We start from the raw sequence: 24,761 nt of genomic DNA, 5'->3' as shown, positions 1-24,761 counted from the left end.
CCTCCACCCCGACCACGTCGTCCACCCCGACCACGTCGTCCACCCCGACCACCCCGTCCACTCCCACCACCCCAGCGAGCGATAACAGGCCGTCGACAACCGAATCGCCGCTATCGCGTGCATTTGTTGCGGATACAGCGCAAAGAACGCACACGATCTCCGCTCCCGAGGCCGCCCGGCCCTGGCTCACGGCTCCCGTGCCCACGCCCAACACCGGCCGCCCCGCCTGGTCCGGCACCCGCCCCCCGCGCCTGGTCAACCAGAGCGTCGGGTTCCAGAACTGGATCGCGCAGGGCTGGGGCGACCGGGACGTGCCCGCTCCCGTCGACCCCGCCGCGGCCCGGGCCGCCGCCGCCCACCGCGCCCGCCTCAGCGCCGCCCTGCCCGGCCGCACCATCGTGCTGAGCGCCGGCCTGCTGAAGGCCCGCAACGGCGACGCCGACTACGCCTTCCGGGCGGACAGTGACTTCGTCTGGGCCACCTCGTGCCAGGTCGACGGCGCGGTGCTGGTGATGACGCCCAGCGGCTCCGGCCACGACGCCGTGCTCTACCTGCCCCCGCCCGCGCGTCCCGGTGAGAAGGACTTCTACGCCAGCCCCGCGCACGGTGAGCTGTGGGTCGGCCCGTCGGCCGGGCTCGAGGCCTGGCAGACCGCCCTCGACCTGCCCGTGCGCGCCGTCTCGGCCTACGTGCCCCCGGCCGCCGCGCAGGACCTGGACGCGATCGCGCGGATCGCCGAGGTGACCTCCGACCTGCGCATGATCAAGGACGACTGGGAGATCGCCCAGCTGCGCGAGGCGATCGACGCCACCGTGGGCGGATTCGCGGCCGTGGCCGGGGAACTGCCGCGGGTGCTGTCCGGGAACCTCAGCGAGCGCTGGCTCCAGGGCACGTTCGACCGTCACGCCCGCACGTTCGGCAACGGCCCGGGCTACGCGACCATCGTGGGGTCGGGCCCGCACGCGCCGATCCTGCACTGGGTGCGCTGCGACGGCCCGATCCTTCCCGGTGAGACCCTGCTGCTGGACATGGGGGTGGAGGCGAACTCGCTGTACACGGCCGACGTCACGCGCACGATTCCGGCGGGCGGCACGTTCACGCAGACCCAGCGCGCCGTGCACGATCTGGTCGAGGCCTCGCACCGGGCCGGGATGGACCAGGTGCGCCCGGGCGCGGAGTACTCCGACTTCCACTTCGCCTCGATGGAGATCATCGCGCAGGGCCTGCACGACTGGGGCCTGCTGCCGGTCTCGGTCGACGAGGCGCTGGCGCCCGAGGGGCAGCAGCACCGGCGGTACCTGGCCTGCGGGGTCGGGCACCACCTCGGACTCGACGTGCACGACTGCGGTAAGTCCGACTACGAGAAGTACCAGGGGGCCCCGCTGGCGCCCGGCATGGTGCTGACCGTGGAGCCGGGCCTGTACTTCCACGCCCACGACGAGACCCTGCCGCCCGAACTGCGCGGCATCGGCGTGCGGATCGAGGACGACCTGCTGGTCACCGAGACCGGCCACGAGGTGCTCTCCGGCGCGCTGCCGATCGACGCGGCCGGACTGGAACGATGGACCCAGGAGAACATGCGGTGACTCTCGCCCGGCCCTTCCCCCTGCGTGACGTGAGGCTGGGGGAGGGCGTGCACGCGCGCGCCCAGCACCAGATGCTGCACCTGGCCCGGGTCTACCCGGTCGACCGGGTGCTGGCCGTGTTCCGGGCCAACGCCGGGCTGGACACGAAAGGAGCCAGGCCGCCGGGCAACTGGGAGGACTTCGGGCATCCGGACGAGCAGGCCTGGTCGGGCGCCGACTACCCGGGCGCGGGGGTGGCGCCGACAGCCAGTCTGCTGCGTGGGCACTACGCCGGGCACTTCCTGTCGATGCTGTCCCTGGCCTACGCCTCGACCGGGGAGGAGTTGTTCCGGCAGAAGGTGGACGAGCTGGTCGCCGGGCTGGGCGAGGTGCAGGCCGCGCTGGCCGCCACGGGCCGGTTCACCCATCCGGGGTTCCTGGCGGCTTACGGGGAATGGCAGTTCGACCGGCTGGAGGGCCTGGCTCCCTACGGGGAGATCTGGGCACCCTGGTACACCTGTCACAAGATCATGGCCGGGCTTGTGGACGCCCACCAGCACGCCGGTTCCACGCGGGCTCTCGAGGTGGTCACCTCGACGGGGCACTGGGCGGCGCGGCGCATGCGGCGGCTGGAGCGCGATCAGGTGCAGCGCATGTGGTCGCTCTACATCGCCGGTGAGTACGGCGGGATGAACGAGACCCTGGTGACGCTGTACCGGATCACCGGTGAAAAGGACTTCCTGGAGGCTGCTTCCGCGTTCGAGATGGACTCCCTGCTCGACGCCGCGACGGACGGGCGGGACATTCTCGACGGGATGCACGCCAATCAGCACCTGCCCATGCTGGCCGGGCACCTGGCGCAGTACGAGGCCACCGGGGAGCGCCGCTACCTCGACGCCGTGCTGCATCTGTGGGACCAGCTCGTACCGGGGCGCACCTTCGCGCACGGGGGTACGGGCGAGGGCGAGCTCTGGGGCCCGGCCGGTGCGGTCGCGGGCTTCGTCGGGCGCCGCAACGCCGAGAGCTGCGCCACCTACAACCTTCTCAAGATCTCCCGGGGCCTGTTCGCCCACACGCTCGACGTCCGCCTCGCCGACTACGCCGAGCGCGCGTCGCTCAATCACCTGGTCGGGTCCCGGGCCGATGTCACCTCGGACACCGACCCCGAGGTGGTCTACATGTTCCCCGTCGACGCCGGGGCCGTGCGCGAGTACGGCAACGTCGGTACCTGCTGCGGTGGGACGGGTCTGGAAAGCCATGTGAAGCATCAGGAATCAGTATTTTTCGAGGCCGGCGACGATCTTTTCGTCCTGCAGTACCTGCCCTCCACCCTGACCTGGGAGCGGGCGGGCGGCCCGGTCACGATCGACACCCGGTATCCCCGGGACGGCCGGATCACTCTGACCGTCGGCGTGTCCGGGCGGCGCACGCTGCACCTGCGGATCCCGCCGTGGGCGCGCGGCCAGGTGACGATCGACGGCGTCCCGGCCCCGGTGGGTTCGCAGTACCCCGGATTCCTCAGCGTGACCCGGGATTTCCGGCCGGGTGACCACCTCGTCCTTCATGTGCCGCTACCTCTGCGCCTGGTGCCCACTCCCGACGACCCCACGCTGGTCAGCCTGGAGCTGGGCCCCACCGTGCTGCTGGCCCGCGACGACGCGACCACCCCGCAGACCGTTTCGCCGGCCGCGTCCCGGCTTCTCGACGGCGGTCTCGGCGACTTCACCACCGAGGGCGACCTGGTCACCGTGCTCGGCCGGACGTTCGAGCCGGCCTGGTCGGGCGGCGATCACCGCTACCACCTCTACCTGCGCCTGGCCGACGACCGGATCGCCTTCCGGGGCAGCGACTCCGGGGTGCCCAACCGGCACGACCAGCACGGCTGGTCGTTCCTGGGGGCCCTCTGGGCCGGCGAGGGCTACGCGAGCATCGAGGACTTCTTCGCGGCGGTGCACCGGCACGCCCTCACCGCGGCGCGGGCGGGCCTGCTGAGCCGGCCGGAGCTGGTGCAGGTCCTGGAGGCCGCGGTCGCCAGCACCCTCGACCACCCGGCCCGACCGCGGCGGGCGACCACCTCGTCCACCATTGATGACGGAGTGGCCTTCGAGATCTGGCACCGCACCGAGGACATCGTGGTCTGGTCCCTGCCCGACGACGCCGGGGCCGAGCACGCCGCCCCGGTGATCCGGATCGATGTCACCGGCGAACGGGCCTCCTCGGGCTGGTACACGAGCCCGCCCTCGGTCGGCGTCACGGTGGTGTCACCCGGCCCGGGCATCGCCGCCCTGGAGATCGACTGCGGGAACGAAACCTGGCTCTCCGTGGAGAATTCCGGCGATCTGCGGCTGGATGCCGACGGGCGGCACGCGATCCGGGCCCGGGCGCTCGACCAGCTGGGCCGCACCGTGCACGGGGAGCGGGAGGTGGCCGTGGACACCACCGCACCGGTGCCGACCGTCGCGGTGCGCCCGCTGGGTCGCAGCAGTGTCGAGGTGACCCTGGGAGCGTCCGACGAGGTCTCGGGGCTCGACCGCATCCAGTGGCGCACGGCCGAGACCTTCTGGGGCGTCTACCAGGAGCCGTTCACCCGGGCGCTGCACGAGCAGCCGCAGACCCTGGAGTTCACGGCGACCGACCGGGCGGGCAACGTCACCGAGCGCCAGTCGGTGGAGCTGCCGGCCCTGGGTGGCTGAGCTCGGGAAGGTCGTGGAACACCCGGTTGCGGCCGGTGCGCTTGGCGGCGTAGAGGTTCTCGTCCGCGGTGGCGAGCAGATCCCTCTGGGTCGGGCGGAACCCGTTGCCGGACGAGCCCGGGCACCAGGCCGCGCCGGTGCTGACCGTGACGTGCAGACCGACCGCGATCGTGTCCCAGGCGTGCCGGTCGACGCTGCGGCGGATCCGTTCCAGCAGATGGGCCGCGTGCTCGGGCAGGATCCCGGGCAGGACCAGCAGGAACTCCTCCCCGCCCATCCGGGCCACGAACGCCCCGGGCAGGGAGGAGACCTCGTCCTGCATCACCCGGGCCACCCGCACCAGCACCTGGTCGCCGGCGTCGTGGGAGAACAGGTCGTTGATCCGCTTGAAGTAGTCCAGGTCGGCCAGCGCCACGACCAGGTCCTGGCCGGAGGCGATGAGCCCGGCGAGCACCTCGTCGACGTACCGGCGGTTCTGCAGGCCGGTCAGCGGGTCCCGCCGGGCCTGCTCCCGGAACCGGTCGGCGTCCTGGCGGGCCTGGGCGGTCTGGAGTATGGCGTGCCGGGTGCGGGCGCGGGCCTCGTCCTCCAGCGAGCGCATCTCCACGTAGGCGTCGAAGAAGGACTCGTGGGCGGCGAAGGCCTCGGCGAAGTTCCCCCGCACGGCGTGCAGCTGGGCCTGTTCCTGGTGCACCTTGACCAGGACGTGGCCCAGGGAGCGTTCGGCGCACAGCCGGCGGGAGGTGTCCAGGTTCTCCTGCGCCCGCTCGTAGGCACCCAGTCCCCGCTGGGCCCGGGCCAGGGAGAGCAGGTACTCCGGCAGGGCGTCAGCGTCGTCGTCGGGGTGCGAGGCGTGCTGTTCCAGACAGGCCAGGAGGGTCTTCTCGGCCCGGGAGTAGTCGTGGTTCTCGATCTCGATCAGGCCGATGGTGTCGAGCAGCGGGGCGGTGAGTTCGAAGCCGTTGCGGGCGGCGTGCTCGCGCAGCCGGTCGGCGACCCGGCGGGCGGCCTCCTGGTGGCCGGCGCCGCACTCGGCGTAGGCCAGGTTGTTGAGCACGAGCAGGCCCAGCCTGGACTGGTCCTTGGCCGCGGCCAGTTCCACGGCCTTCTCGTAATAGGCGCGAGCCTCGCTCAGTGACCCGTTGAGGCTGAGGGCGTCGGCCAGCTTGGACCGGTGCCAGATCTGCATGTGGTCGGTGGCCGTGTCATCGAGCAGGGTCACCGACTGGACGGCGTGCTCGAGGCTGTTCGAGGCGTCGCCCAGGTGCCGGTAGATGGTCGACCACAGGGCGTGGGTACGGGCCAGCAGGGCGTGGGCGTCCAGCTCGGCGGCCCGCCGGAGGATGTCCGGGACCCGCTGGGCGGCCGAGACCAGGTCACCGGTGCGCATGTCCAGGTTCGCCCGGGTGAGGTCGGCCCGGGCGATCAGCAGGGGGTCACCCAGCTCCCGGGCGCGCAGGCCGAGGTCGACGGCCTGGGTGAGCATGCGCTCGGCGTCCCACACCACCCTGTCGTCCAGCTGGTCCAGAGCCTCGGAGAGCTGCTCGGTATCCATGGCCCCACCGTGCACTCCGGGCTCCTTTCGCGTTCCCCCTCATCGACGCGGGGGAGCGTCACCTGAAGGGTTGGCACAGGAGTGGCCCGACTCCGGTCCGTTCCCCTCCGGCCCGGACCGGTGCCGGTTGCCGGGGTCCAGACAATCGCTGCCGCCGGGACTGCTCAAGAGGCACGACGGGTCCCGGACAGTCTCGGACACCACTTCGGCCACACCCAGATGCAACTGCACCGGCGCGTGTATGCCGCCCGTTCTGTCACACCCTGTGGTTAGGGTGATACACGTGCCCGATAGTCATCATTCGCCGGATATGCCGGAACCGGGGCGGCCCGTCCGCGATCCCGGAGCCGCGACCACCTCGGACGAGTTCGTCCGGGCCCTCGCGTCGTTACGCGTCGCGGCGGGGGAGAGTTACCGCACGCTGCAGAACCGCACCGGCATCCCGCTGAGCACGCTGAACGACACGCTGGCGGGCCGGCGCAAGCCGCGCAACCCGGTGATCCGGCAGATCGTGACCGCCTACGCGGCCGACGAGGCGCAGGCCGCGCGCTGGCTCGAGGTGTGGTCCGCCCTGGTCGTGGGGGAGTCCGCCCCCGACGATCCGCCGACCCTCCCGTCCGGCGGCCTGCCGATGCCGCCGGTCGCGGGCGGTGCGGCCCGGCAGGCCCTGGCCGACGACGCGCACGCCGCCGCGCTCGCGGTCCCGCCCGTGCCGCGGGCCTCGCGCACCGGGATCGTGGCCGCGGTGGCCACCCTGATCGTGGTGCTGGTGGCCGGGCTGACCTGGCAGATCCGGCTGACGGGCGACGAGCCGGGGGCTGAGGCCCTGACCGGGCCGGTGGCCGGCGGCGAGGCGGTGGCGGCCTTCGGTGCCGGCACCGAGATCACCGTGTTCAACGTCGAGAAGCCCTGCCAGGACCAGCAGATCCGGGAGTGCTCACTGTCGTTGTCGCGCAGCCCGTGGAACCCTCGCAGCGAGCAGAACGTGGCCGGGCGGGTGTTCCACGAAGACACGCTGCTGACCGACTGCGTGATCGCGGACGGGCGGCGGATCGAAGACGAGACCGGCGTCTCGACCCATCGCTGGTACCACGTGAAGGTGCCGGACAGCGGCGTGATCGGCTGGCTGCCCGCCGTGCGCACACGGACCGAGGAGCCGATCCCGCCCTGCCTCAGGCCGCAGCCGTCACCTTCGGCCCCCTGAGGGTCAGGGAGCGTTCTCGATGCACGCGGTGACCTGGGCCTGATCGTCGGGGAACATCAGCCGGCAGAGCGCGGCGGACTGCTCGGCGGAGTCTTCACCGTGCATCCGGTCGCTGGGGCCGGCAAGGCTGAGCGTGACCACAGAAACCGCGATGACGACCGCGGCCAGCAGCAGCGACAGGATCAGCATCGTGCGGCGGTTGCGGTCCACGTAGGCGGCGGGCCGGCGCTGACGGTGTGCCGGACGGTCGGCCAAACCTGCCTCCCGAAGACCCGTTGCGCTGACCAGGACAAAGAGCATTCCCTCGGCCGATACTGCCACGCCCCCCGTCCGCCCGAGGGGTGTTTCCCCCAACCCCTCAGTGACGAGGTACGCAACCCGCCCCCTCTTCCTTGTTCGTGATCATGCAGAACCTCCCCGGAGTTCTAGAACTGCTGAGGGGAGAGTTCTAGAACGCCGGGGAGGTTCTGCATGATCACGGAAGGGGCTAACGGGTTCGGGAGCGGTGCAGCAGCCAGACGAAGTACGGTGCGCCGATGATGGCTGTGACCAGGCCGGCGGCGATCTCGCTGGGGGCGATCACGTACCGCCCGAGGGTGTCGGCCAGACAGACCAGCACGGCGCCGAGGGCAACGGCGACCGGGACCGAGCGGGAGTGGCGCCCACCGGCCAGGGCCCGGGCGGCGTGCGGGGCGACCAGGCCGACGAATCCCAGCGCCCCGACCGCGCAGGCCGCGGCGGCGGTGAGCACCGCGGCCAGGGCGCAGAAGGCCAGACGGGCGGCGTTCAGGCGCACGCCGAGCACGCGGGGCATGTCCTCGTCGAGCACGATCAGGTCGAGGGTGCGGCTGCCGAACAGGGTCAGCGGCAGCCCGATCGCCAGGGACACGAGCACCGGGATCGACTGGTCCGTGCCGCGGCCGTAGGTGGAGCCGGACAACCAGGTCAGGGCCAGGTTGGTGTCCCACGGCGAGACCACCACGACGATCAGGGTGGTGATCGCGGCCGCGGCGGAGCTCACGCCGATACCGATGAGCACGAGCCGTTCCGAGGACAGGCCGCGCCCGGTGGCCCGGGTACCGGCAGCCAGCCAGAGCACCAGGGCGAAGGTGAGCAGGGCGCTCAGCGTGGCCAGGCCCATCATCGGCCAGACCCCGAGGCCGGGCAGCAGCACCACGACGGCCACCGCTCCGACCGAGGCGCCGGGCGTCACGCCGAGCAGGCTGGGCTCGGCCAGCGGGTTGCGGCACACGGCCTGCACGATCGCACCGGCCAGGGCCAGGGCCGCACCCCCGGCCAGGGCCGCGAGCACGCGGGGCCAGCGCTGGCTGAGGGCGAAGTTGACCTGCGTGCCCGCGGCGTCGCGCACCCAGTTGGCCACGTCGCCCAGCAGCACCACGCGCTGCCCGAGCAGCAGACCGGCCACCAGTGAACCGGCCAGGGCGAGCGCGAGCACCACCCACAACCCGGCCACCCACCGCCCCGAACGCACCGTGCCGTGGGCGCCCCGCGTCCCCGGTCCGACCGCGCCGCCGCGCAACTGCCGCGCCAGCCAGACCAGCACCACCGCACCCGACAGGGTCGTCACCACGCCCGTGGGAATGGCGATGGAGACGTCCGCGGGCAGGAAGAGCCGCAGCAGCACGTCCGCCGAGGTGACCACCAGCGCACCGAAGATCCCGGCCAGCGGCAGCAGGAGCAGGTGCTGGCCCAGGCCGGGCAGCCGGCGCGCGGCCGCGCGGGCCGCGACCCCGGCGGACAGTCCGACGAAACCAATGGGACCGGTGACGGTCACGGCGGTGGCGGCCAGCAGCACCGCGAGCAGCACGGCGAACATCCGGCTGCGGCGCACGTCGATGCCCAGCACCCGCGCGGAGTCGTCGCCCAGCGCCATCACGTCCAGGCGGTGGGCCAGCAGCAGGAGCCCGATCACACCCAGGGCGATCAGCGGGATCGCGAGCTTCACCTGCTGCGAGCCGGACTGCACGGTGGTGCCGCTCTGCCAGGCGAACAGACCCTGGGTCTGGACCTGGAAGAGCATGAGCAGCACGTAACTGAGAGAACTGAGGGCCAGCGCGATCGCGGAACCGGCCAGCACCAGACGGGTCGGGCCGCCGTCCCCGCCGCGCGAGATCAGCAGCACCAGGCCGGCCGCGGCCAGGCCACCGGCGAAGGCGGTCAGCCCGTCCAGGTAGAAGGGCAGGCTGACGCCGAACGCGGCGACCGCCACCACGGTCAGGTAGGCGCCGGAGTTGACCGCGAGGGTGTCGGGGGAGGCCAGCGGGTTACGGGCCACGGACTGCAGGGTCGCGCCGGCCACCCCCAGGGCCAGGCCGATCAGCACGGCCGCGCCCAGACGGGGCAGGCGGCTGGCGATCAGTATCGCGGTGGCGTCCGAGTCGTCGCGACCGACCACGGATCTCAGCAGTTCGCCGACCCCCAGGTCGGCGGTGCCCTGGGTCAGGTGCACCGCGCCGAGCACCGCCAGGGCGATCAGGCTCACGGCGAAAACCGCGGTGACGGAGAGCTTCTTACCAGAGGACGCGGGTTGCCCCGGGGACGCGGTCGGCGTCCCCGGGGCAGCGGTGCGGGTCTCGGTCACCGATCAGCTGTTGCCGGCGCCGGTGATGTTCTCCACCACCGTGTCGATGTACGCCTGCGCGGCCTTCGGGCCACCGAACATCCAGATGCCGCTGTCGATCGGCTTGGTCCGGTCGGCCGCGACGAAGGGCAGCTTCTTCCAGATCGCGTTGTCCTTCAGCGAGGTGACCCAGTGGTCCTTGACGTCGCCGTCCAGGACGTAGAGGAAGGTGGTGTCGGCGTCGCTGATCTTCGTCAGGCCCTCGACGTCGATGGTGGCCAGGCCGTAGTCGGCGTCACCACCGGTCGGGTACTGGTTCTTCAGGCCCAGTTCCGCCGCCACGGCCCCGAAGTACGAGGTCGGCGTGTACATCCGGATCGTCACCGTGCCGGACTGCACCCAGCCGTCGGACATGGTGAACGGCGCGCCGGACTTGCCGGCGGCCTCGAGCGCGGCCTTGCCGTCCTTGACCGCCGTGTCGAAGCCGGCCAGCAGCGTGGTGGCCTGCGCCTGCTTGCCCGTGGCCTCGGCCAGGGTGTTCACCGTCGTGCGCATGTAACCGATCGCGTCCTTGCCGTCCGAGCCCTTGAGCACGACGACGGGGGCGATCTTCTCCAGCGAGGCGTACACCTTGTCGTCGAGACCGGTGACGGAGACGATCAGGTCGGGCTCCAGCGCGGAGATCGCGTCGGTGTTCGGGGTACCGCGCTCGCCGACGTCCGGGGTGTCCGCGTCGAGGGGGACCACGGTGTCGTAGATGTTGTAGTTCTTGACGTCGGCCGCGCCGACCGGGGTGACGCCCAGCGAGAGCAGGTTCTCGGTGAGGCCCCACTCCAGGGAGACGACCTTGGTGGCGGGGGCGTCGAGCCTGACCTGTGTGCCGCGCGCATCGGTGATGGTGACCGGGCCGCTGGCCGCGGCCGACGGGGTGCTCTCGGACGAGCCGGCGGAGGACTCGGTGGTGCCGCAGGCGGACAGCAGCAGGGCGAGGGCGGCGGCGGAGGTCGCGGCGACCGTCAGCGCACGACGGGGGCGGGAGAACATGCGGTTCCTTCTGGGTGAGGGGTGGGAATTACCGGCTGAGCCGGCGTGCTCGCCGGTTCGTGTGCCGGCCGACCGGGCTGGTGCGGACGGTGCCGTGCTCGTCGACCTCGACGTCGATCCGCAGTCCGTACACCTCGCTGATCAGGTCGGCCGTGAGGACCTGCGCCGGGGTACCGGTGGCCCGCACGACGCCCGAGTGCAGCAGCACGACCTCGTCGGCCACGGCGGCGGCCTGGTTCAGGTCGTGCAGCACCACACCGATCGCGACGTCGTGCTCGTCGGCGAGTTCCCGCACGATGTCGAGAATCTCGATCTGGTAGCGGAGGTCGAGAAAGGTGGTCGGCTCGTCCAGCAGCACCACGTGCGTGTCCTGGGCCAGGCAGGTGGCCAGCCAGACCCGCTGCAGTTCACCGCCGGACAGCTCGTCCACCGGGCGCTGTGCCATCGCGGCCACGCCGGTCTGCTCCAGGGCCCGCTGCACCACGGCGGCCCCGTTCTCGTCGCCACTGCCGAAACGTCCCCGGTACGGATGGCGCCCGTACGCGACGACGTCCTTGACCCGCACCCCGCCGGGGGTGGGACGGGACTGGGTGAGCAGGGTGACGCGGCGGGCGAAGTCCTTGGGGTGCAGGGTGCGGGCCTCGAGCCCGTCGCCGAGCGTGATGGTGCCGGCCTGCGGGGTGTGCAGCCGCGCCAGGGAACGCAGCAGGGTGGACTTGCCCGAGCCGTTCGGGCCGATCAGAGCCGTGACCCGTCCGGCCCTCAGGTCGATCCGGGCGTCCCGCACGACGGTCTTGCCGTCGTACCCGAGGGTCAGATCGGTACCGGAGAGCGCAGGGTTCATCTCCGCACTGGGTAAGGGCAGGCTCACGAAGGTGAGGCTAACCTACCCGCCCACCGGGTCTGTTCCGGCCGTCGGTGATCCGGTCCCGTTCACAGCCGATCCGTGGCCGCGCCTCCACCTCAGGTAGGACGGGATCGTCCCGGGGGACAGCAGAACACGACCGTGGTCGGACGCGCGGCACAGCCTTCCGGGCGAGGATGGGGGCATGTTCTCCACCACCGACGAGCGCGGCGTCCCCGTCGTGCGCGACATCAGCGGCCGGGCCGGCGCGGTGTCCGGGGTCGTGGCGTCCAGCTTCGTGCTCGGTGCCGTGACCTCCTTCGCCCAGGGCTTCCTGCCCGGTGTGATCAGCTCCCTGGCCAACTCGGCCAGTGGCTGGACGATCATCACCGTGCTGCTGCTCCTGGGGTTCCGGGCCGCCCCGCTGCCCTCGGCGCTCCTGGGGGCCGCGAGCTTCGTGCTCCTGACCCTCGGCTACACGCTGGCCTCGGCCCTGCGCGGCCACCCCTACGACCCGACCCTGTTCTGCCTCGTCGGTGTCGTCGTGGGCCCCTTCGTCGGGCTGGCCGCGGCCTGGCTGCGGGAGCGTGACCTGCGCGCGGCCCTGGCCACCGCCGTCCTGGCCGGGATCGCCGTCGGGGAGGCGGTCTACGGCCTGACCGTCGTCGCCGACAGCACCAGCCCGTTCTACTGGACGCTGATCGGCCTGACCGGGCTGGGTCTGGCGGCCTGGATGGTCACCCGCCGTCTGCAGACCTCGCTGGACATCACTCTGGCCCTGGGGCTGACGGCCGTGGTGGCGGCCGGGTTCCTGATCAGTTACCAGAATCTCGGCACGGTTCTCTAGGCTCGGCGGAATGAGCACGCGTGACGCACAGTTCGCCGAACTGCTGGCCTCCAGTTACGCCACCCTGGTGGGGGAACCCCTCGTGCCGGAGGGGGTGGACGCGGCCGGCTGGCTCTACGAGGCGCCGTTCGGCCTGCTGGCCCACGACACCTCGCCCGATCCCCTCTTCGTCTACGCGAACCTCACGGCGCAGAAGCTGTTCGAGTACTCCTGGGGCGAGTTCAGTGGCCTGCCCTCCCGGCTGTCGGCGGGGCAGGACGACCGCCGCACCCGTGAGGAACTGCTGGAGGGCGTGCGCACCCGTGGCTGTGCGAGCGGGTACCGCGGCCCCCGCGTGGCGAAGTCGGGCCGGCGGTTCTGGATCGACGACGTCACGGTCTGGAATCTGCTCCAGGACGACGGGACCCGGGTGGGCCAGGCGGCGGTCATCCCGCGCTGGGACGAGGCCTGAGCCGCGTCACCACTGCCAGATGAGCAGCCCGGTGCCCACGGCCACCACCAGGAGCGTCAGCAGGCCGCCGATCCACAGGGCCCGGCGCATGGCCTCGGCCCGGGCCACGGCCAGACGCCTCTCGGTCACTTTCTGCTGCCGTGCCTCACGTGTCGCGCGTCCGCTGGCCATCCTGATCTCCGTCTGAAAGTCACCTGTGAACGGTGGTTTCCGGTCGTGTCAGGCCGGGAACCGCCATCCATGGTACGCCCGCAGGCTGTGGGGAATCCAGGAAAGTGCGGCGATGTCGAGCGCCGCCCAGGCCAGGGCGGTCGCGGTGTCGAGCAGGGCCTTCTCGGCGTCGGCCCCGACGCAGTGGGCGGCGAACTCCGGCTGGTGGTTCAGCGCCGGGACGAGTCGATCCCGATGCAGGGATGGATGGCCGGGACCACCCGGGCCACGTTGCCCATGTCGGTGGACACGCGGTTCATGCTGCGGGCGGGGGAGTTCCGGTCGAACACCCGGCCCCGGGCGTGCCCCGGCGTGGGTGAGGTACTGGAACTGGTGGTGCCGGTCACGGCCCGGCGGCCCGGCGACCCGGCGGCCCGGCGGCCCGGCGGCCCGCGCCGCCACGGTGGCGTTCCTGGCCCGGGAACTCTCCCGGGAACCGCAGGACATCGACCGGCTGCCGGAGTACTGCCGCGACTCGTTCATCGGGATCGTGGCCATGCCGGAGGGGCGCTTCCGGATCCGCTTCACCGACGGCCAGACCGGGCGGCCGCTGGAGGCGATCCGCAGCTCATAGGCGGTTTTCCCGATTTTGTCGGACCTCGTGGCTAATGTGCGGGCCGCGAGGATGCAGCGACGACAGATGAGGAATCCCGGTCCATGCGTGACTTCGAGTTCACCCCGGCCTGGCAGCGCGAACTGTACCCCCGGCGCGGCAGCCTGGGGGTGCAGCCCTTCGTGCCGTCGCCGTCGGCCCGCGCGCAGATCCAGGCGCACACGGCGGCGCACCGTGAGCACATCGACCGGGTGGTGCAGGCCGGTGAAGGCGAGATCCGTGAGGCGGCGCAGGCCTGGCTGGCGGGAGCGCCGGATGCTTCGCCGCTCGGGGCGGCGGCGGTCGCCCGGGTGCTGATGCGGCACGACGTCGCCCTCTACGATGCACCTTTCGCCGATGCCTGGATCGCGGAGCGGGGGGTGCGGTTCGCCGCGGGGGCGGCTGTCGAGTTGCTCGGGCTGACCGTCCCCAGCAGTGACATCCGGTTTCTGGTGCCCGGGCGGGGTGCCGGCTGGTACTTCTGGCGATTCCTGCAGGTGCAGTTGTGGGTGCGTCCGGCCCTGGCCGCTGCTCCCGAGGCCGAGTACGCCGCGATCGTGGAGGTGCTGGCGGGCCTGCGGTCCCGGTCCGAGTACCACCGGATGGCCACGTCGCTGCTCGTGCCGACCGAGACCGCCTGGGTGCAGGAGTCTCTCGATCTCCTCATCGCCGAGCAGGACCCGCAGGGAGCCGCCAGCCTGATCCTGTCCCTGTCCACGCGGCAGCAGCTGGAACAGGTGGACCGTGCGTTCGGCACCGGCCGGGGCGTCCTGGCCTCGAGTACCTGGTTCCTCGCCGGTGTGGTGGACTTCCTCGGCCGGGAAGCGGTCGACGTGCTGATGCGCTGGTTCGACGGTGAGACGGCTCCGGAGTCCCGGCAACGCCTGCTCGAGGCTCTGGCCCAGATCCCCGACGAGAAGGTTCTGCGTATTCTCGCCGATCGCGCCACCGTGGGCGGGGTGGAGCCGGTCCTGCTGGAGGCGGCCGGGCGGCTCCCCGGTCCGGCGCTGGCGGTGCTCGCGGTGGGCGGGGACCGCCGCCGGCTCGACAAGCTGCTGCGATTGCACGTGCGCCGTCACCGGGAGCGCGCCGCCGGGGCGGTGGCGACGTTGCCGGCCGAGGCATCCGGAAGGGTGCGGGCGCTGCTCGACGAGTTCGACGCGATCGCCGAGGCCCCCGAGCGGGCCTTGCCGCCGCTGCTGGTCTCGCCGCCCTGGCTTCACCGTGTGAAGGCGCCCAGGCCGGTCGTTCTCGAGGGTCTGGCCGCCACCGACGAGCCGGTCGTGAGCTGGCGGGACGGGGAGCAGGAGGCGTTCGGCAGGCGGCCGGCCGACTCCTGGTCGCCCTACTCCGCCGGTGGCGGCCGCCAGGACTGGGAGCAGTGGGCCACACCGGTCCGGCAGGACCCTTCCGATTGGCGGGCGCCGAGCTATCTCATCGAGGCACCGTTCGATCTGGCCGCGCCCCTGGTGGCCGGATGGGTGCCGGGGGATCGCTGCGATCGCACCGAGTTGCGCCCGGTCGCGGCCCGTTTCGGCATCGCCGCGCTACCCGCCCTGATGCGCAGGGCACAGAAGTCCCCGGTCGAAGTAGTGGCGGTGCTCGGCCCGTTCTTCTCGCCCGCGATCGCGGTGCACATGGCCGACTGGCTGACCCGGCTGAAGACTACACGGGGTGCGGCCTCCGCGTGGCTGCTGCGGCATCCGGTCCCGGCGGCCCGGGCCCTGGTTCCCCCGGCGCTGGGGAAAGCCGGTGCGCCCCGGCGTCAGGCCGAGAATGCCCTCCTGCTGCTGGCTTCCCACGGTCACGGCGATGTGGTGCGCTCGGCCGGGCGGGACCACGGCGACGAGGCCGCGGCGGCGATCGAGGTGCTGCTCGCCCGGGATCCCCTGATGGATCTGCCCGCCCGGATCCCCGCCCTTCCGGCCTGGGCCCGCACGGAGCGGCTGCCCCAGCCCCGGCTGCGGAACGGTTCCGGGGTGCTACCGGTGTCCGCCGTCGAGCACCTCATCACCGTCTTCGCGCTGAGCCGCATCGAGCAGCCCTACGCCGGGCTGGAGATCGTGCGGGAGAGCCTGGCCGCCGCCGATCTCCCGGCCTTCGCCTGGGCCCTGTTCGGCCGCTGGCTGGCGGAGGGCGCGGTGGCGAAGGAGAACTGGGTGCTCGACGGCCTGGCCCTGGCCGGTGACGACGAGGTGGTGCGGAATCTGACCCCGCTGATCCTGGCCTGGCCCGGCGAGGGTGGGCACGCCCGGGCGGTCGCGGGGGTCAACGTGCTGGCGGCCATCGGTTCCGACGTGGCGCTGATGCACCTGCACACCATCGCCCAGCGGGCCAAGTTCAAGGGTCTGAAGAGCGCGGCCCAGGAGAAGATGGGTTCTGTCGCGGCCGATCTCGGGCTCACCGCCGATCAGCTGGCCGACCGGCTGGTGCCGAGCCTGGGGCTGGCCGCCGACGGCACCCTGGCCCTGGACTACGGGCCGCGCCAGTTCGTGGCCGGGTTCGACGAGCAGCTGCGCCCGTTCGTGACCGATGCGGCGGGCAAGCGGCTGAAGAGCCTGCCCAAGCCCGGTGCCAAGGACGATCCGGATCTGGCACCGGCCGCGTACCAGCAGTTCTCGGCCCTGAAGAAAGATGTGCGCAAGATCGGGGCCGACCTGATCCTGCGGCTGGAGCAGGCGATGGTGACGGGGCGCCGCTGGAACGGGGCCGAGTTCCGGCAGCTGTTCGTCGGGCACCCGCTGCTGAGCCACATCGTGCGGCGGCTGGTCTGGGGGCTCTACGACGCCGACGACCTCCTCACCGGGGCGGTGCGGGTGGCCGAGGACCGCACCTTCGCCGATGTCCGGGACGACGAGGTGCTCCTGACCGACGATGCGGTGGTCGGTGTGGCGCACCCTCTGTCGCTCGGGTCACAGGTCGCGCCGTGGGTGGAGCTCTTCGCCGACGACGAACTACTGCAGCCGTTCCCCCAGCTCGCCCGCCCGGTGCACACGCTCACCGGGCCGGAGCTGGAGACCGGGATCCTGCGGCGGTTCGAGGGCATCAAGCTCCCGGCCACGAAGGTGCTGGGCCTGGAACGCCGGGGCTGGCGGCGGGAGGCGCCGATGGACGGCGGCATCCAGGGCTCCATCGGCATCTCCTTCCCCTCCGGGCTGACCGGCACCATCGCCCTCGCTCCCGGATTCGTCATCGGGATGCCCACCGAGTGTGACGAGCAGACGCTGGCCCTGGTGCGCGTGCACGCGAGCGGCACGCATCCCTTCTCCCGCGAGGGTCATCCCCAGCAGCTCGGGCCCGCCGGCCTGCTGGCGGTCTCCGAGATCCTGAACGATCTCACCGGGCTGACGGACCGCTGAACGGCTCCTTGCGACGAGGCCACGCAGATTCAGCGGCGCCGGGCCCGGCTGGAAGGGCGCGGGTCACGGCGGCGGGTGACGACCACGACGTCCCTCATCAGGTTCTCGACGACACCGCGGCCCTGCTCACGAAGATGGCCCACCGCGGGATCCACCACCGGCCGAACACCGTGCCGGCCCGCCCGGCCACGGCCGCCGCGGCCCTGCGAAGGGCCGGGCCGCACACCGTCGCCGACGACGTGGAGCAGCTGGGCGCCGGTCTGGGACCCCGGCCGGGGCAGGGCGTGATCGAGTGCTGGGTGAACGTCTACCTGCGGGTCGGCCGGGCCCGCGACCTGCATCAGGGGTAGGGCGCCGATCCCCCGGGCACCACATTGCGACCCACGGCACGTGAGCCTCGGTGACCATGTGCAGGCTGCAAGTCGTAGGCTCATGGTCGCCCAGGGATGTTGTACCTGCGCGCGCCGTTGCGCGGGTGCGCTCTCGAATGACCGCATCCGAAGGACGGAGAGCCAGCGTTGGCCGACGCTTCCACCATCATCTACACCCACACGGACGAGGCACCTGCCCTCGCCACGTACTCACTGCTGCCGATCGTGCAGGCGTACGCGGGCACGGCTGGTGTGGCGATCGAGACCCGGGACATCTCCCTGTCCGGCCGCATCATCGCCTCGTTCGCCGACCGGCTGAGCGACGGGCAGAAGCTCGACGACGCCCTGGCCGAGCTCGGTGAGCTGGCCACGCGTCCCGAGGCGAACATCATCAAACTGCCGAACATCTCCGCGTCGATCCCGCAGCTCAAGGCGGCGATCGCGGAGCTGCGGGAGCAGGGTTTCGACCTGCCCGACTACCCGGACAACCCGACGACCGACGCCGAGCGCGACCACCGCGCCCGGTACGACAAGGTCAAGGGCAGCGCGGTGAACCCGGTGCTGCGTGAGGGCAACTCCGACCGCCGGGCACCCGCCTCGGTGAAGAACTACGCCCGCAAGCACCCGCACCGGATGGGCGCGTGGAGCTCCGACTCCCGGACCAACGTCTCCACGATGAGTGCGGGTGACTTCCGCACCAGCGAGAAGTCCGTGGTCCTGGCGAAGGACGACACGCTGCGCATCGAGCTGGTCGCTCCCGACGGCAGCGTCACCGTGCTGCGCGAGTCGGTGCCCGTGCTGGCCGGTGAGGTCATCGACGCCACCCGCCTCGATGTCGCCGCACTGCACCAGTTCCTCGCCGCCCAGGTCGCCCGGGCCCAGGCCGAGGGCGTGCTGTTCAGCGTGCACCTCAAGGCCACGATGATGAAGGTCTCCGACCCGATCATCTTCGGTCACACCGTGCGGGCCTTCTTCCCGAAGACCTTCGAGCAGTACGGCGAGACCATCAAGGCCGCGGGCCTGACGCCCAACGACGGCCTCGGGGCGATCCTCAACGGCCTGGCCGCGCTGCCCGACGGCGATGCGATCAAGGCCGGCTTCGACGAGGAGCTCGCGAGCGGCCCGGCCCTGGCCATGGTCGACTCCGACCGCGGCATCACCAACCTGCACGTGCCCAGCGACATCATCGTGGACGCGTCGATGCCCGCGATGATCCGCACCTCGGGTCACATGTGGGGCCCGGACGGCCAGGAGGCCGACACCCTCGCGGTGCTGCCCGACAGCAGCTACGCCGGTGTCTACCAGGTCGTTCTCGACGACTGCCGCGCCAACGGGGCCCTCGACCCGTCCACGATGGGCTCGGTGCCGAACGTCGGTCTGATGGCCCAGAAGGCCGAGGAGTACGGCAGCCACGACAAGACCTTCGAGATCCCGGCCGCCGGCACCGTGCGCGTCGTCGACGGCTCGGGCACCGCGCTGCTCGAGCACGAGGTCTCCGAGGGCGACATCTGGCGGGCCTGCCAGACCAAGGACGTGCCGATCCGCGACTGGGTGAAGCTGGCCGTGCGCCGGGCCCGGGCCACGGGCGACCCGGCCGTGTTCTGGCTCGACGAGTCCCGCGCCCACGACGCCAACCTGATCGCGAAGGTCAACGAGTACCTGCCCGAGCACGACACCGACGGGCTGACGATCAAGATCATGTCCCCGGTCGAGGCCACGGCGTACTCGCTGGAGCGCATCCGGCAGGGCCAGGACACCATCTCGGTCACCGGCAACGTGCTGCGCGACTACCTCACCGACCTGTTCCCCATCCTCGAGCTGGGTACCAGCGCGAAGATGCTGTCGGTGGTGCCGCTCATCAACGGGGGCGGTCTGTTCGAGACCGGCGCCGGTGGCTCTGCCCCCAAGCACGTGCAGCAGTTGGTCCGGGAGAACCACCTGCGCTGGGACAGCCTCGGTGAGTTCCTCGCCCTGGCCGTGTCTTTCGAGCACCTGGCGCAGACCACGAAGAACGCCCGGGCCCAGGTGCTGGCCGACACACTCGACCGCGCCACCGGCACGTTCCTCGACGAGAACAAGTCGCCGAGCCGCAAGTCCGGTGAGCTCGACAACCGCGGCAGCCACTTCTACCTGGGGCTGTACTGGGCCCAGGAGCTGGCCTCGCAGACCGACGACACCGAACTGGCCTCGCTCTTCGCGGCCCTGGCCAAGAGCCTGGCCGAGCAGGAAGAGACCATCGTCGCCGAACTGCTCGCGGTGCAGGGCGACGCGGTCGACATCGGTGGCTACTACCGACCCGACCCGGCCAAGGTCGAGGCGGTCATGCGCCCGTCCGCGACGCTGAACCAGGCGCTCGCCACCCTGGCCTGACCAGTGCTGAGAGGCTGTGTCCCCCGGGAACTCCCGGGGGCACAGCCTGAAGTACGCTCTGCCCATGGCGACCGACAGCCCTGACGCGCGGGCGGACCGACTCGAGCACCGCGTCCCCAATTATGCCGACCCGCCCTACGGCAGCCGTTACGGCAAGACCCTGAAGCCCTTCCACCGCACGGGTTCCCTGCTGATCCTCAGCGGCCTGACTCCGGAAGACCGCGACGGGAAGGTGTTTCATCCCGGGCGCCTGGGAGACGGTCTGAGCGTCGAGCAGGGCTATGCCGCCGCCCGGAAGACCGCGATCAACGCGCTGGGCCTGATCCGGCTGGCCGTCGGCTCGCTCGACCATGTGCTGGCATCCGTGCAGGCCGTCGGGTACGTCACGTCCACGGCCGATTTCGACCGGCACAACGAGGTCGGCGAGGGCGTGAGTGACGTGCTGGCCGAGGTGTTCGGCGAGGCCGGGGCGAGCACCCGGGCCAACCTCGGCGTGACGAGCCTGGCCCGGGGCAACTGCTTCGAGCTGCTGCTCACGGTCGAGCTGCGCCCCGGGACCCCCTGAGGCCTCAGAGTTCGCGCGCGACCCAGTCGGCCAGCGCCCGGGCACATTCGGCCACGGTGACGGGCCAGCTCTTCGTGGCGCCCTCGTCGGCGTCGTCGCTGACGATCTTCACCAGCCGCGCCGGCAGGCCCAGCCGCTGCGCCGTCGCGGCCACGGCGTACCCTTCCATGTCCACCAGGTGGGCGCGTGCGGCCAGAGAGTCTTTGAGGACGCCGTCGGCGACGAACGAGTCTCCGCTCGCCAGGGTCACGCCACCGGTGTGGGGGAGTTCGACCGGCGCACCGTAGGTCTCGCCCGTCAGCCTCAGCAGCAGATCGGTGTCCAGGTCGTGCTGGATCACCGTGCTCACCTCGTGCACCCCGCTCAGGCCCGGGCGCAGGGCGCCGGCGGTGCCGAGGTTCACCAGGGACGACGGGTGGACGCCGCCGGCCAGGGCCGTCATCAGGGCGAGAGTCGTGTGCACCTTGCCGATTCCGGTGATCAGGACCGGGAGGCCGCCGGGCAGGAACTGCGCCTCCTCCTTCACCGCGATCACCAGGAGGGGCCGGTCGGGGCTGATCGATCCGATGAGTTGTTCAGTGGTCACGGGTGTCCCATCCGAGGTGGCCTTCTGCTGTGATGACAAATCTAAGCAGCTGGGTCCGGTGCCCCGTGCGAGTGGCCTTGATCACTGTCGGGCCGGATCCGGTGAGTTCCGGCGCCGCCCGGATGATCGCGTGAAAAGCGTTGTCGGGTAAATTCTTTGATGGACGAGGACGGTGTCCCTGGTGGCGTGGTGTCATCGGGACGTGACGTCACGGAATCGGATTTCCCGTGCTGAAGGTGGCCGATCCGGCCAGGCACAGGTAACTTCCTCGGTGGCGGTCGTCAGGGGGATGCACCACTCCTGCCTTCTCTGTCTCCGCGGCGTCGGCGCTGCGAACGGGAAGTAGTCCCACATCGCGCGCATCCCCGTTCTGTCCTCCCCAAAATCTCTGCCACCTCCGGTGGCTCTTCCAGCGCTCCCATTCCTGAAGGAGATTCACCCATGCACTGCCTCGACTGCGCCCTGGCCTCCGATGTGAAGAACCCGGCTGTCGCGCACTGTCGCTACTGCGGCGGCGCCGTCTGCCTCGAGCACGCCGCCGTGCTGCAGTCCGCCCCGGTCCCGGTCGGCCTGCTGCCGGCCGAGCCGAAGCGGCGCGTGATCAGCTGCCTGGACTGCACCACCGGGACGGAGCGTCCGGCCCGTCCGCTCAAGGACACGCGTCGTCCGCGCTGGGCGCTGGTCCCCGTTCCCCAGTAGATCGCGAAAATTGCTGCGGGGAGCGGATGATCAGCGATCACCCCGGGCGGCGGCGAGATGGTCGCGGGCGGCGATCTCCAGGTGCACCAGGTCGCAGGCCACGGTGAGCACCGTCCAGCCCTCGGCGATGCGCCGGGCCGCGACCTCACCCGCCCCGGTGTGCAGCCCCGCCGCCAGACCGTTCGCCTCGCAGGCCGTCCGGATCCGGGTCAGGGCGGTCTCGAACTCGTCGGCCACTGCCGGATCGGTCGACGTGGTGCCCCCGATCGACAGGGTCAGGTCGGAAGGCCCCACGTAGAGCCCGTCCAGGCCGGGCGTGGCCGCGATCTCCTCGACGTTCTGCAGGCCCTGAGGTGTCTCGATCATCGCGAGCACGGCCACGGAATCGTTGGCCCGGGCCGGTTCCGGGCCGATCCGCAGCAGCGAGCGCATCGGCCCGTACGAGCGGATGCCGTGCGGGGGGTACCGGGCGGCCGCGACCGCGTCGGCGGCGTCCTGCGCGGTGTTGACGAGCGGCACGATCACCGCGCGGGCCCCGGCGTCCAGGGCCCGGCCGATCTCGGCGGGACCGTTCTGGCCCACCCGCACCACCCCGGCCGATGCGCCGCCGGCGTCGATGGCAGTGAGTCCATTGAGCAGGCCGCTGTACCCGAACAGGCCGTGCTGGGCGTCCAGCGCGACGTAGTCGTAGCCCAGGGTGGCGATGCGCTCGGTCGCGGGTGGCGCGTCGAGCAGGATCCAGTACCCGACCACGGTCTCCCGGCGGCGGACGCGGGCGGCGAAGTCGGTGACGGTCATGGGATCCCCGTTCGTCGGCGAGTTCAGGAGGTGGAGCCTGTTCAGGACCATCACACCGAGGACGGCCGGCACGCCAGGGGCCGGCGGGCGCCGAGCGCCGAGTGACCTCACCGGGCCGATTGCCGGGGCCGGTCCTATGGTAGACAGAACGTTCTATTCCCAAGGTGTGGAGGATCGGTGAAGATTTCCGGCAGGGCACTGGCCCAGGCGGCTCTCGGCGGGTTCCTGGTTTATGCGGGTGTCTCGCACCTGACCGTGGCCCGTCAGGAGTTCCAGGCGCAGGTGCCGTCGTGGTTCCCGGCCGATCCGGACGTCGTGGTGCTGGCCTCGGGCGCGGTGGAGATCGGGCTGGGCGCGGCGCTGCTCACGGCCTGGCACCAGCCGAACCGGGCCCGGGTGGGAATGGTGGCCGCGGCGTTCTTCGTGGCGGTCTTCCCGGGCAACATCGCCCAGTTCACCGAGCACCGCGACGGCTTCGGGCTGGACACCGACACCAAGCGGGCCGTGCGGCTGGTCTTCCAGCCGGTGCTCGTGGGCTGGGCCCTGGGCGCGACCGGCGCGATCGGCGCGACCAGGGCGAGCCTGCGCCGGGAGAAACCCCAGACCTGACTGGCCCTTTGCTCGGGCCCGGAACGTGCCGATGATGGCCTGCAGGGGCGGCACGGCGACGATCGGGGGGAGGCGACGCGCTTGATCCCGGGCGACGCCGCAGGTGAGACGCTTGCCCGTCAGCACGATCTCGCCCTGCGTGAGGCTTACGAGATCATCGAGGCCGCGCAGGACCACGACGTCACCGAGAGCGTGGCCCAGCTCGACGCCCGGTCCCGTTCTCACGGGTGGGACGACGTCAGGCTGTTGCTGCACTTCGCCCGTTCGCTGGCAGCCCGCGACGCCGGTGAGGACGACTCGGAACACGTCGAGACGATGGTCGAGGCGGCCCGCCGCCTGGGTGACCCGGCGCTGCTGGCCCTGGCCCTGGCCACCACCGCGCAGCGGGCCGCCGACTCCCGCTCGGCCCGGCCCGAGCCCGCGCCCGGCGCCGAGCCGCTGGTGCGGGCCGTCGTGCTCCTGGACGACACCGACAGCCTGGTCGTGCACCGGGTGGCCGCCCACCTGGAGGTCGCGGGGGCCTTCCACGCCCTCGGGCTCCGGGCCCTGGCGTACGAGCAGTTCACCCTGCTCGACGACCTGTTCGCGGGTGAGCACGACCCGATCTGGGCCGACGTGCTGCGCCGCCAGCGCCGGGTGGTGTACGCCAACGGGATGGACATGGCCATCGACGACGCCTGCGCCCAGGCCGAGATCGGCGACTGGGACGGTGCCCGGCGGGCAGCCGCGCGCCGGCTGCCGGAAGTACTGCCACCCCTGACACCGGACTGGCCGCCGACCTGGCAGGCGATGATCCACGCGTTCGCGGACCTGTTCGCCGCCCTGGCCGGGCTGTCCTCCCCGGCCGACCGTTCCCTGGTCGTGCTCCAGGCCAGTGACCCGGCCACCGACGCCAACATCGCCATGCTCTCCGTCGCCGACGCGATCCGGGCGCACCAGGCGGGTGACCCGGCCCGGGCCGCCCGGCTGGCCGAGGCCTGCGCGGGCGCCATCGGCCCCAACGTTCCCGTGCACCTGCGGCTGCTGGCGCTGAGCCTCGCCGCCCACAGCCCGCAGACCCCGCCGGCCGCCCTGACCTACGCGAGGGAACTCGTCAGCCTGCGCTGGAACTCCCGCCTGAGCCGGCTCACGTCGATGCGTGCGGCCATCGACGCCGAGCGGCGCCGCGTGGAGCACGAGTTCCTGCGCGACCAGGTGCTCGTCGACGACCTGACCGGCCTGGGCAACCGCCGCGCGTACACCGCCTACCTGGACCGGATCCGGCGCTCGCTGGCCGTCACCGCCGCCCGGCCCGATCAGGACCGGCGGATCCGGCGCCGGGCCCGGCGTCCACCCGACCTGGTGATCATGATGATCGACATCGACCACTTCAAGGCCGTCAACGACTCGTTCGGTCACGACATCGGCGACGAGGTCCTGCGTCGCATGGGCTCGGTGCTTTCCGCCCAGGTGCGCTCGGGCGACCTGGCCGCCCGGCTCGGCGGCGACGAGTTCGTGGTGGTGATGGCGCAGGACGGCCAGGGCGTCGCCGAGAGCCGAGCCCAGTCGATCGTGCAGGCCGTGCGCGACTACCCCTGGGACGAGGTGGCCCCGGGCATGACCATCTCGGTCAGCCTGGGCCTGCACCAGGGCCCGGCCAGCGACCTGGCCCTGCTGCCGGCCGAGGCCGACCGGCAGCTCTACGTGGCCAAACGGAAGGGCCGGGGCCGAGTAGCGGGGATCAGCCCCGAGCCCGCCTGAGCAATTTCGGCCCAACCCAAGCCAGCCGGTTTCGGTCGAGCCCAAGCCAGCCGGTTTCGGTCGAGCCCAAGCCAGCCG

22 protein-coding genes and 1 pseudogene are annotated in these 24,761 nt (G+C 71.7%); 13 read left to right on the top strand and 10 right to left on the bottom strand.

From position 1 onward, the window contains the following. Positions 1-190 (bottom strand): hypothetical protein (locus LR393_RS34285; protein ID WP_231489392.1); only part of this gene is annotated, 190 nt, incomplete at its 3' end. Positions 191-197: 7 nt separating this feature from the next. Between LR393_RS34285 and LR393_RS34280 the strand changes: the two genes are divergently transcribed. Both LR393_RS34280 and LR393_RS34275 read left to right on the top strand, forming a co-directional pair. After that, on the top strand, positions 198-1,586 hold the full coding sequence (locus tag LR393_RS34280) for an aminopeptidase P family protein (RefSeq protein ID WP_231489391.1): 1,389 nt from the start codon (positions 198-200) through the stop codon (positions 1,584-1,586). Continuing rightward, complete coding sequence (locus tag LR393_RS34275) at positions 1,583-4,258, top strand: beta-L-arabinofuranosidase domain-containing protein (protein WP_231489390.1); 2,676 nt, start codon at positions 1,583-1,585, stop codon at positions 4,256-4,258. Before LR393_RS34280 ends, LR393_RS34275 begins: the two co-directional genes overlap by 4 nt. Here LR393_RS34275 and LR393_RS34270 read toward each other — a convergent pair. Continuing rightward, complete coding sequence (locus LR393_RS34270; protein ID WP_231489389.1) at positions 4,215-5,813, bottom strand: tetratricopeptide repeat-containing diguanylate cyclase; 1,599 nt, start codon at positions 5,811-5,813, stop codon at positions 4,215-4,217. The genes LR393_RS34275 and LR393_RS34270 overlap by 44 nt on opposite strands. A gap of 283 nt (positions 5,814-6,096) precedes the next feature. On the opposite strand from LR393_RS34270, the gene LR393_RS34265 reads away from it, so the two are divergent. Further along, positions 6,097-7,017 carry a helix-turn-helix domain-containing protein gene (locus LR393_RS34265; RefSeq protein WP_231489388.1) on the top strand — a complete coding sequence of 307 codons (921 nt, stop codon included), beginning with the start codon at positions 6,097-6,099 and terminating at the stop codon, positions 7,015-7,017. Positions 7,018-7,020: 3 nt separating this feature from the next. Here the strand turns inward: LR393_RS34265 and LR393_RS34260 are convergent, their stop codons facing one another. The 4 genes from LR393_RS34260 to LR393_RS34245 form a co-directional block, all read right to left on the bottom strand. Beyond that, the gene (locus LR393_RS34260) at positions 7,021-7,272 is read right to left on the bottom strand and encodes a hypothetical protein (RefSeq protein WP_231489387.1); all 252 of its coding nucleotides are present in this window, start codon (positions 7,270-7,272) and stop codon (positions 7,021-7,023) included. A gap of 232 nt (positions 7,273-7,504) precedes the next feature. Further along, positions 7,505-9,619, bottom strand: a complete 2,115-nt coding sequence (locus LR393_RS34255) for an iron ABC transporter permease (RefSeq protein ID WP_231489386.1) — start codon at positions 9,617-9,619, stop codon at positions 7,505-7,507. A gap of 3 nt (positions 9,620-9,622) precedes the next feature. Continuing rightward, complete coding sequence (locus LR393_RS34250; protein ID WP_231489385.1) at positions 9,623-10,642, bottom strand: ABC transporter substrate-binding protein; 1,020 nt, start codon at positions 10,640-10,642, stop codon at positions 9,623-9,625. Positions 10,643-10,670: 28 nt separating this feature from the next. Next, a complete protein-coding gene (locus LR393_RS34245; protein ID WP_231489393.1) occupies positions 10,671-11,486 on the bottom strand; it encodes an ABC transporter ATP-binding protein in 816 nt (271 codons plus the stop codon). A gap of 205 nt (positions 11,487-11,691) precedes the next feature. Here LR393_RS34245 and LR393_RS34240 point away from each other — a divergent pair, with 205 nt between their 5' ends. Beyond that, a complete protein-coding gene (locus LR393_RS34240) occupies positions 11,692-12,333 on the top strand; it encodes a DUF6518 family protein (protein WP_231489384.1) in 642 nt (213 codons plus the stop codon). A 10-nt stretch (positions 12,334-12,343) separates the two neighbouring features. Beyond that, entirely contained in the window at positions 12,344-12,784 is a 441-nt protein-coding gene (locus LR393_RS34235) for an MEKHLA domain-containing protein (RefSeq protein ID WP_231489383.1), read from the top strand. 6 nt (positions 12,785-12,790) lie between these two features. Here LR393_RS34235 and LR393_RS36055 read toward each other — a convergent pair whose 3' ends face one another. Together LR393_RS36055 and LR393_RS34230 are read right to left on the bottom strand one after the other, a co-directional pair. Beyond that, complete coding sequence (locus LR393_RS36055) at positions 12,791-12,913, bottom strand: hypothetical protein (RefSeq protein WP_269328355.1); 123 nt, start codon at positions 12,911-12,913, stop codon at positions 12,791-12,793. Between the two features lie 90 nt (positions 12,914-13,003). Continuing rightward, positions 13,004-13,290, bottom strand: a pseudogene (locus LR393_RS34230) (hypothetical protein); the annotation flags it as partial. Between the two features lie 20 nt (positions 13,291-13,310). On the opposite strand from LR393_RS34230, the gene LR393_RS34225 reads away from it, so the two are divergent. The 5 genes from LR393_RS34225 (at position 13,311) to LR393_RS34205 (ending at position 20,251) form a co-directional block, all read left to right on the top strand. Beyond that, positions 13,311-13,568 carry a hypothetical protein gene (locus tag LR393_RS34225; RefSeq protein ID WP_345718810.1) on the top strand — a complete coding sequence of 86 codons (258 nt, stop codon included), beginning with the start codon at positions 13,311-13,313 and terminating at the stop codon, positions 13,566-13,568. Positions 13,569-13,651: 83 nt separating this feature from the next. Continuing rightward, complete coding sequence (locus tag LR393_RS34220) at positions 13,652-16,945, top strand: DUF4132 domain-containing protein (RefSeq protein ID WP_231489380.1); 3,294 nt, start codon at positions 13,652-13,654, stop codon at positions 16,943-16,945. 8 nt (positions 16,946-16,953) lie between these two features. Next, complete coding sequence (locus LR393_RS34215; protein WP_231489379.1) at positions 16,954-17,295, top strand: hypothetical protein; 342 nt, start codon at positions 16,954-16,956, stop codon at positions 17,293-17,295. 168 nt (positions 17,296-17,463) lie between these two features. Further along, positions 17,464-19,686 carry an NADP-dependent isocitrate dehydrogenase gene (locus LR393_RS34210; protein ID WP_231489378.1) on the top strand — a complete coding sequence of 741 codons (2,223 nt, stop codon included), beginning with the start codon at positions 17,464-17,466 and terminating at the stop codon, positions 19,684-19,686. A 64-nt stretch (positions 19,687-19,750) separates the two neighbouring features. Continuing rightward, positions 19,751-20,251: a RidA family protein gene (locus LR393_RS34205; protein ID WP_231489377.1), complete on the top strand. Its 501-nt coding sequence runs from the start codon at positions 19,751-19,753 to the stop codon at positions 20,249-20,251. Positions 20,252-20,255: 4 nt separating this feature from the next. Here the strand turns inward: LR393_RS34205 and LR393_RS34200 are convergent, their stop codons facing one another. Continuing rightward, positions 20,256-20,837 carry a nucleosidase gene (locus LR393_RS34200; protein WP_231489376.1) on the bottom strand — a complete coding sequence of 194 codons (582 nt, stop codon included), beginning with the start codon at positions 20,835-20,837 and terminating at the stop codon, positions 20,256-20,258. A gap of 441 nt (positions 20,838-21,278) precedes the next feature. On the opposite strand from LR393_RS34200, the gene LR393_RS34195 reads away from it, so the two are divergent. After that, on the top strand, positions 21,279-21,536 hold the full coding sequence (locus LR393_RS34195) for a hypothetical protein (protein WP_231489375.1): 258 nt from the start codon (positions 21,279-21,281) through the stop codon (positions 21,534-21,536). A gap of 30 nt (positions 21,537-21,566) precedes the next feature. Here the strand turns inward: LR393_RS34195 and LR393_RS34190 are convergent, their stop codons facing one another. Further along, entirely contained in the window at positions 21,567-22,334 is a 768-nt protein-coding gene (locus tag LR393_RS34190; RefSeq protein WP_231489374.1) for an HpcH/HpaI aldolase family protein, read from the bottom strand. A gap of 177 nt (positions 22,335-22,511) precedes the next feature. Here LR393_RS34190 and LR393_RS34185 point away from each other — a divergent pair, with 177 nt between their 5' ends. Together LR393_RS34185 and LR393_RS34180 are read left to right on the top strand one after the other, a co-directional pair. Next, positions 22,512-22,943, top strand: a complete 432-nt coding sequence (locus LR393_RS34185; RefSeq protein ID WP_231489373.1) for a DoxX family protein — start codon at positions 22,512-22,514, stop codon at positions 22,941-22,943. A gap of 81 nt (positions 22,944-23,024) precedes the next feature. Beyond that, on the top strand, positions 23,025-24,683 hold the full coding sequence (locus tag LR393_RS34180; RefSeq protein WP_231489372.1) for a GGDEF domain-containing protein: 1,659 nt from the start codon (positions 23,025-23,027) through the stop codon (positions 24,681-24,683). Positions 24,684-24,761 lie beyond the last annotated feature (78 nt).

The organism is Kineosporia mesophila (genome assembly GCF_021129235.1).
Lineage (GTDB): Bacteria > Actinomycetota > Actinomycetes > Actinomycetales > Kineosporiaceae > Kineosporia > Kineosporia mesophila.
Note: the sequence above shows the minus strand (reverse complement) of the source record. Positions and strands in the feature narration are given on the sequence as shown.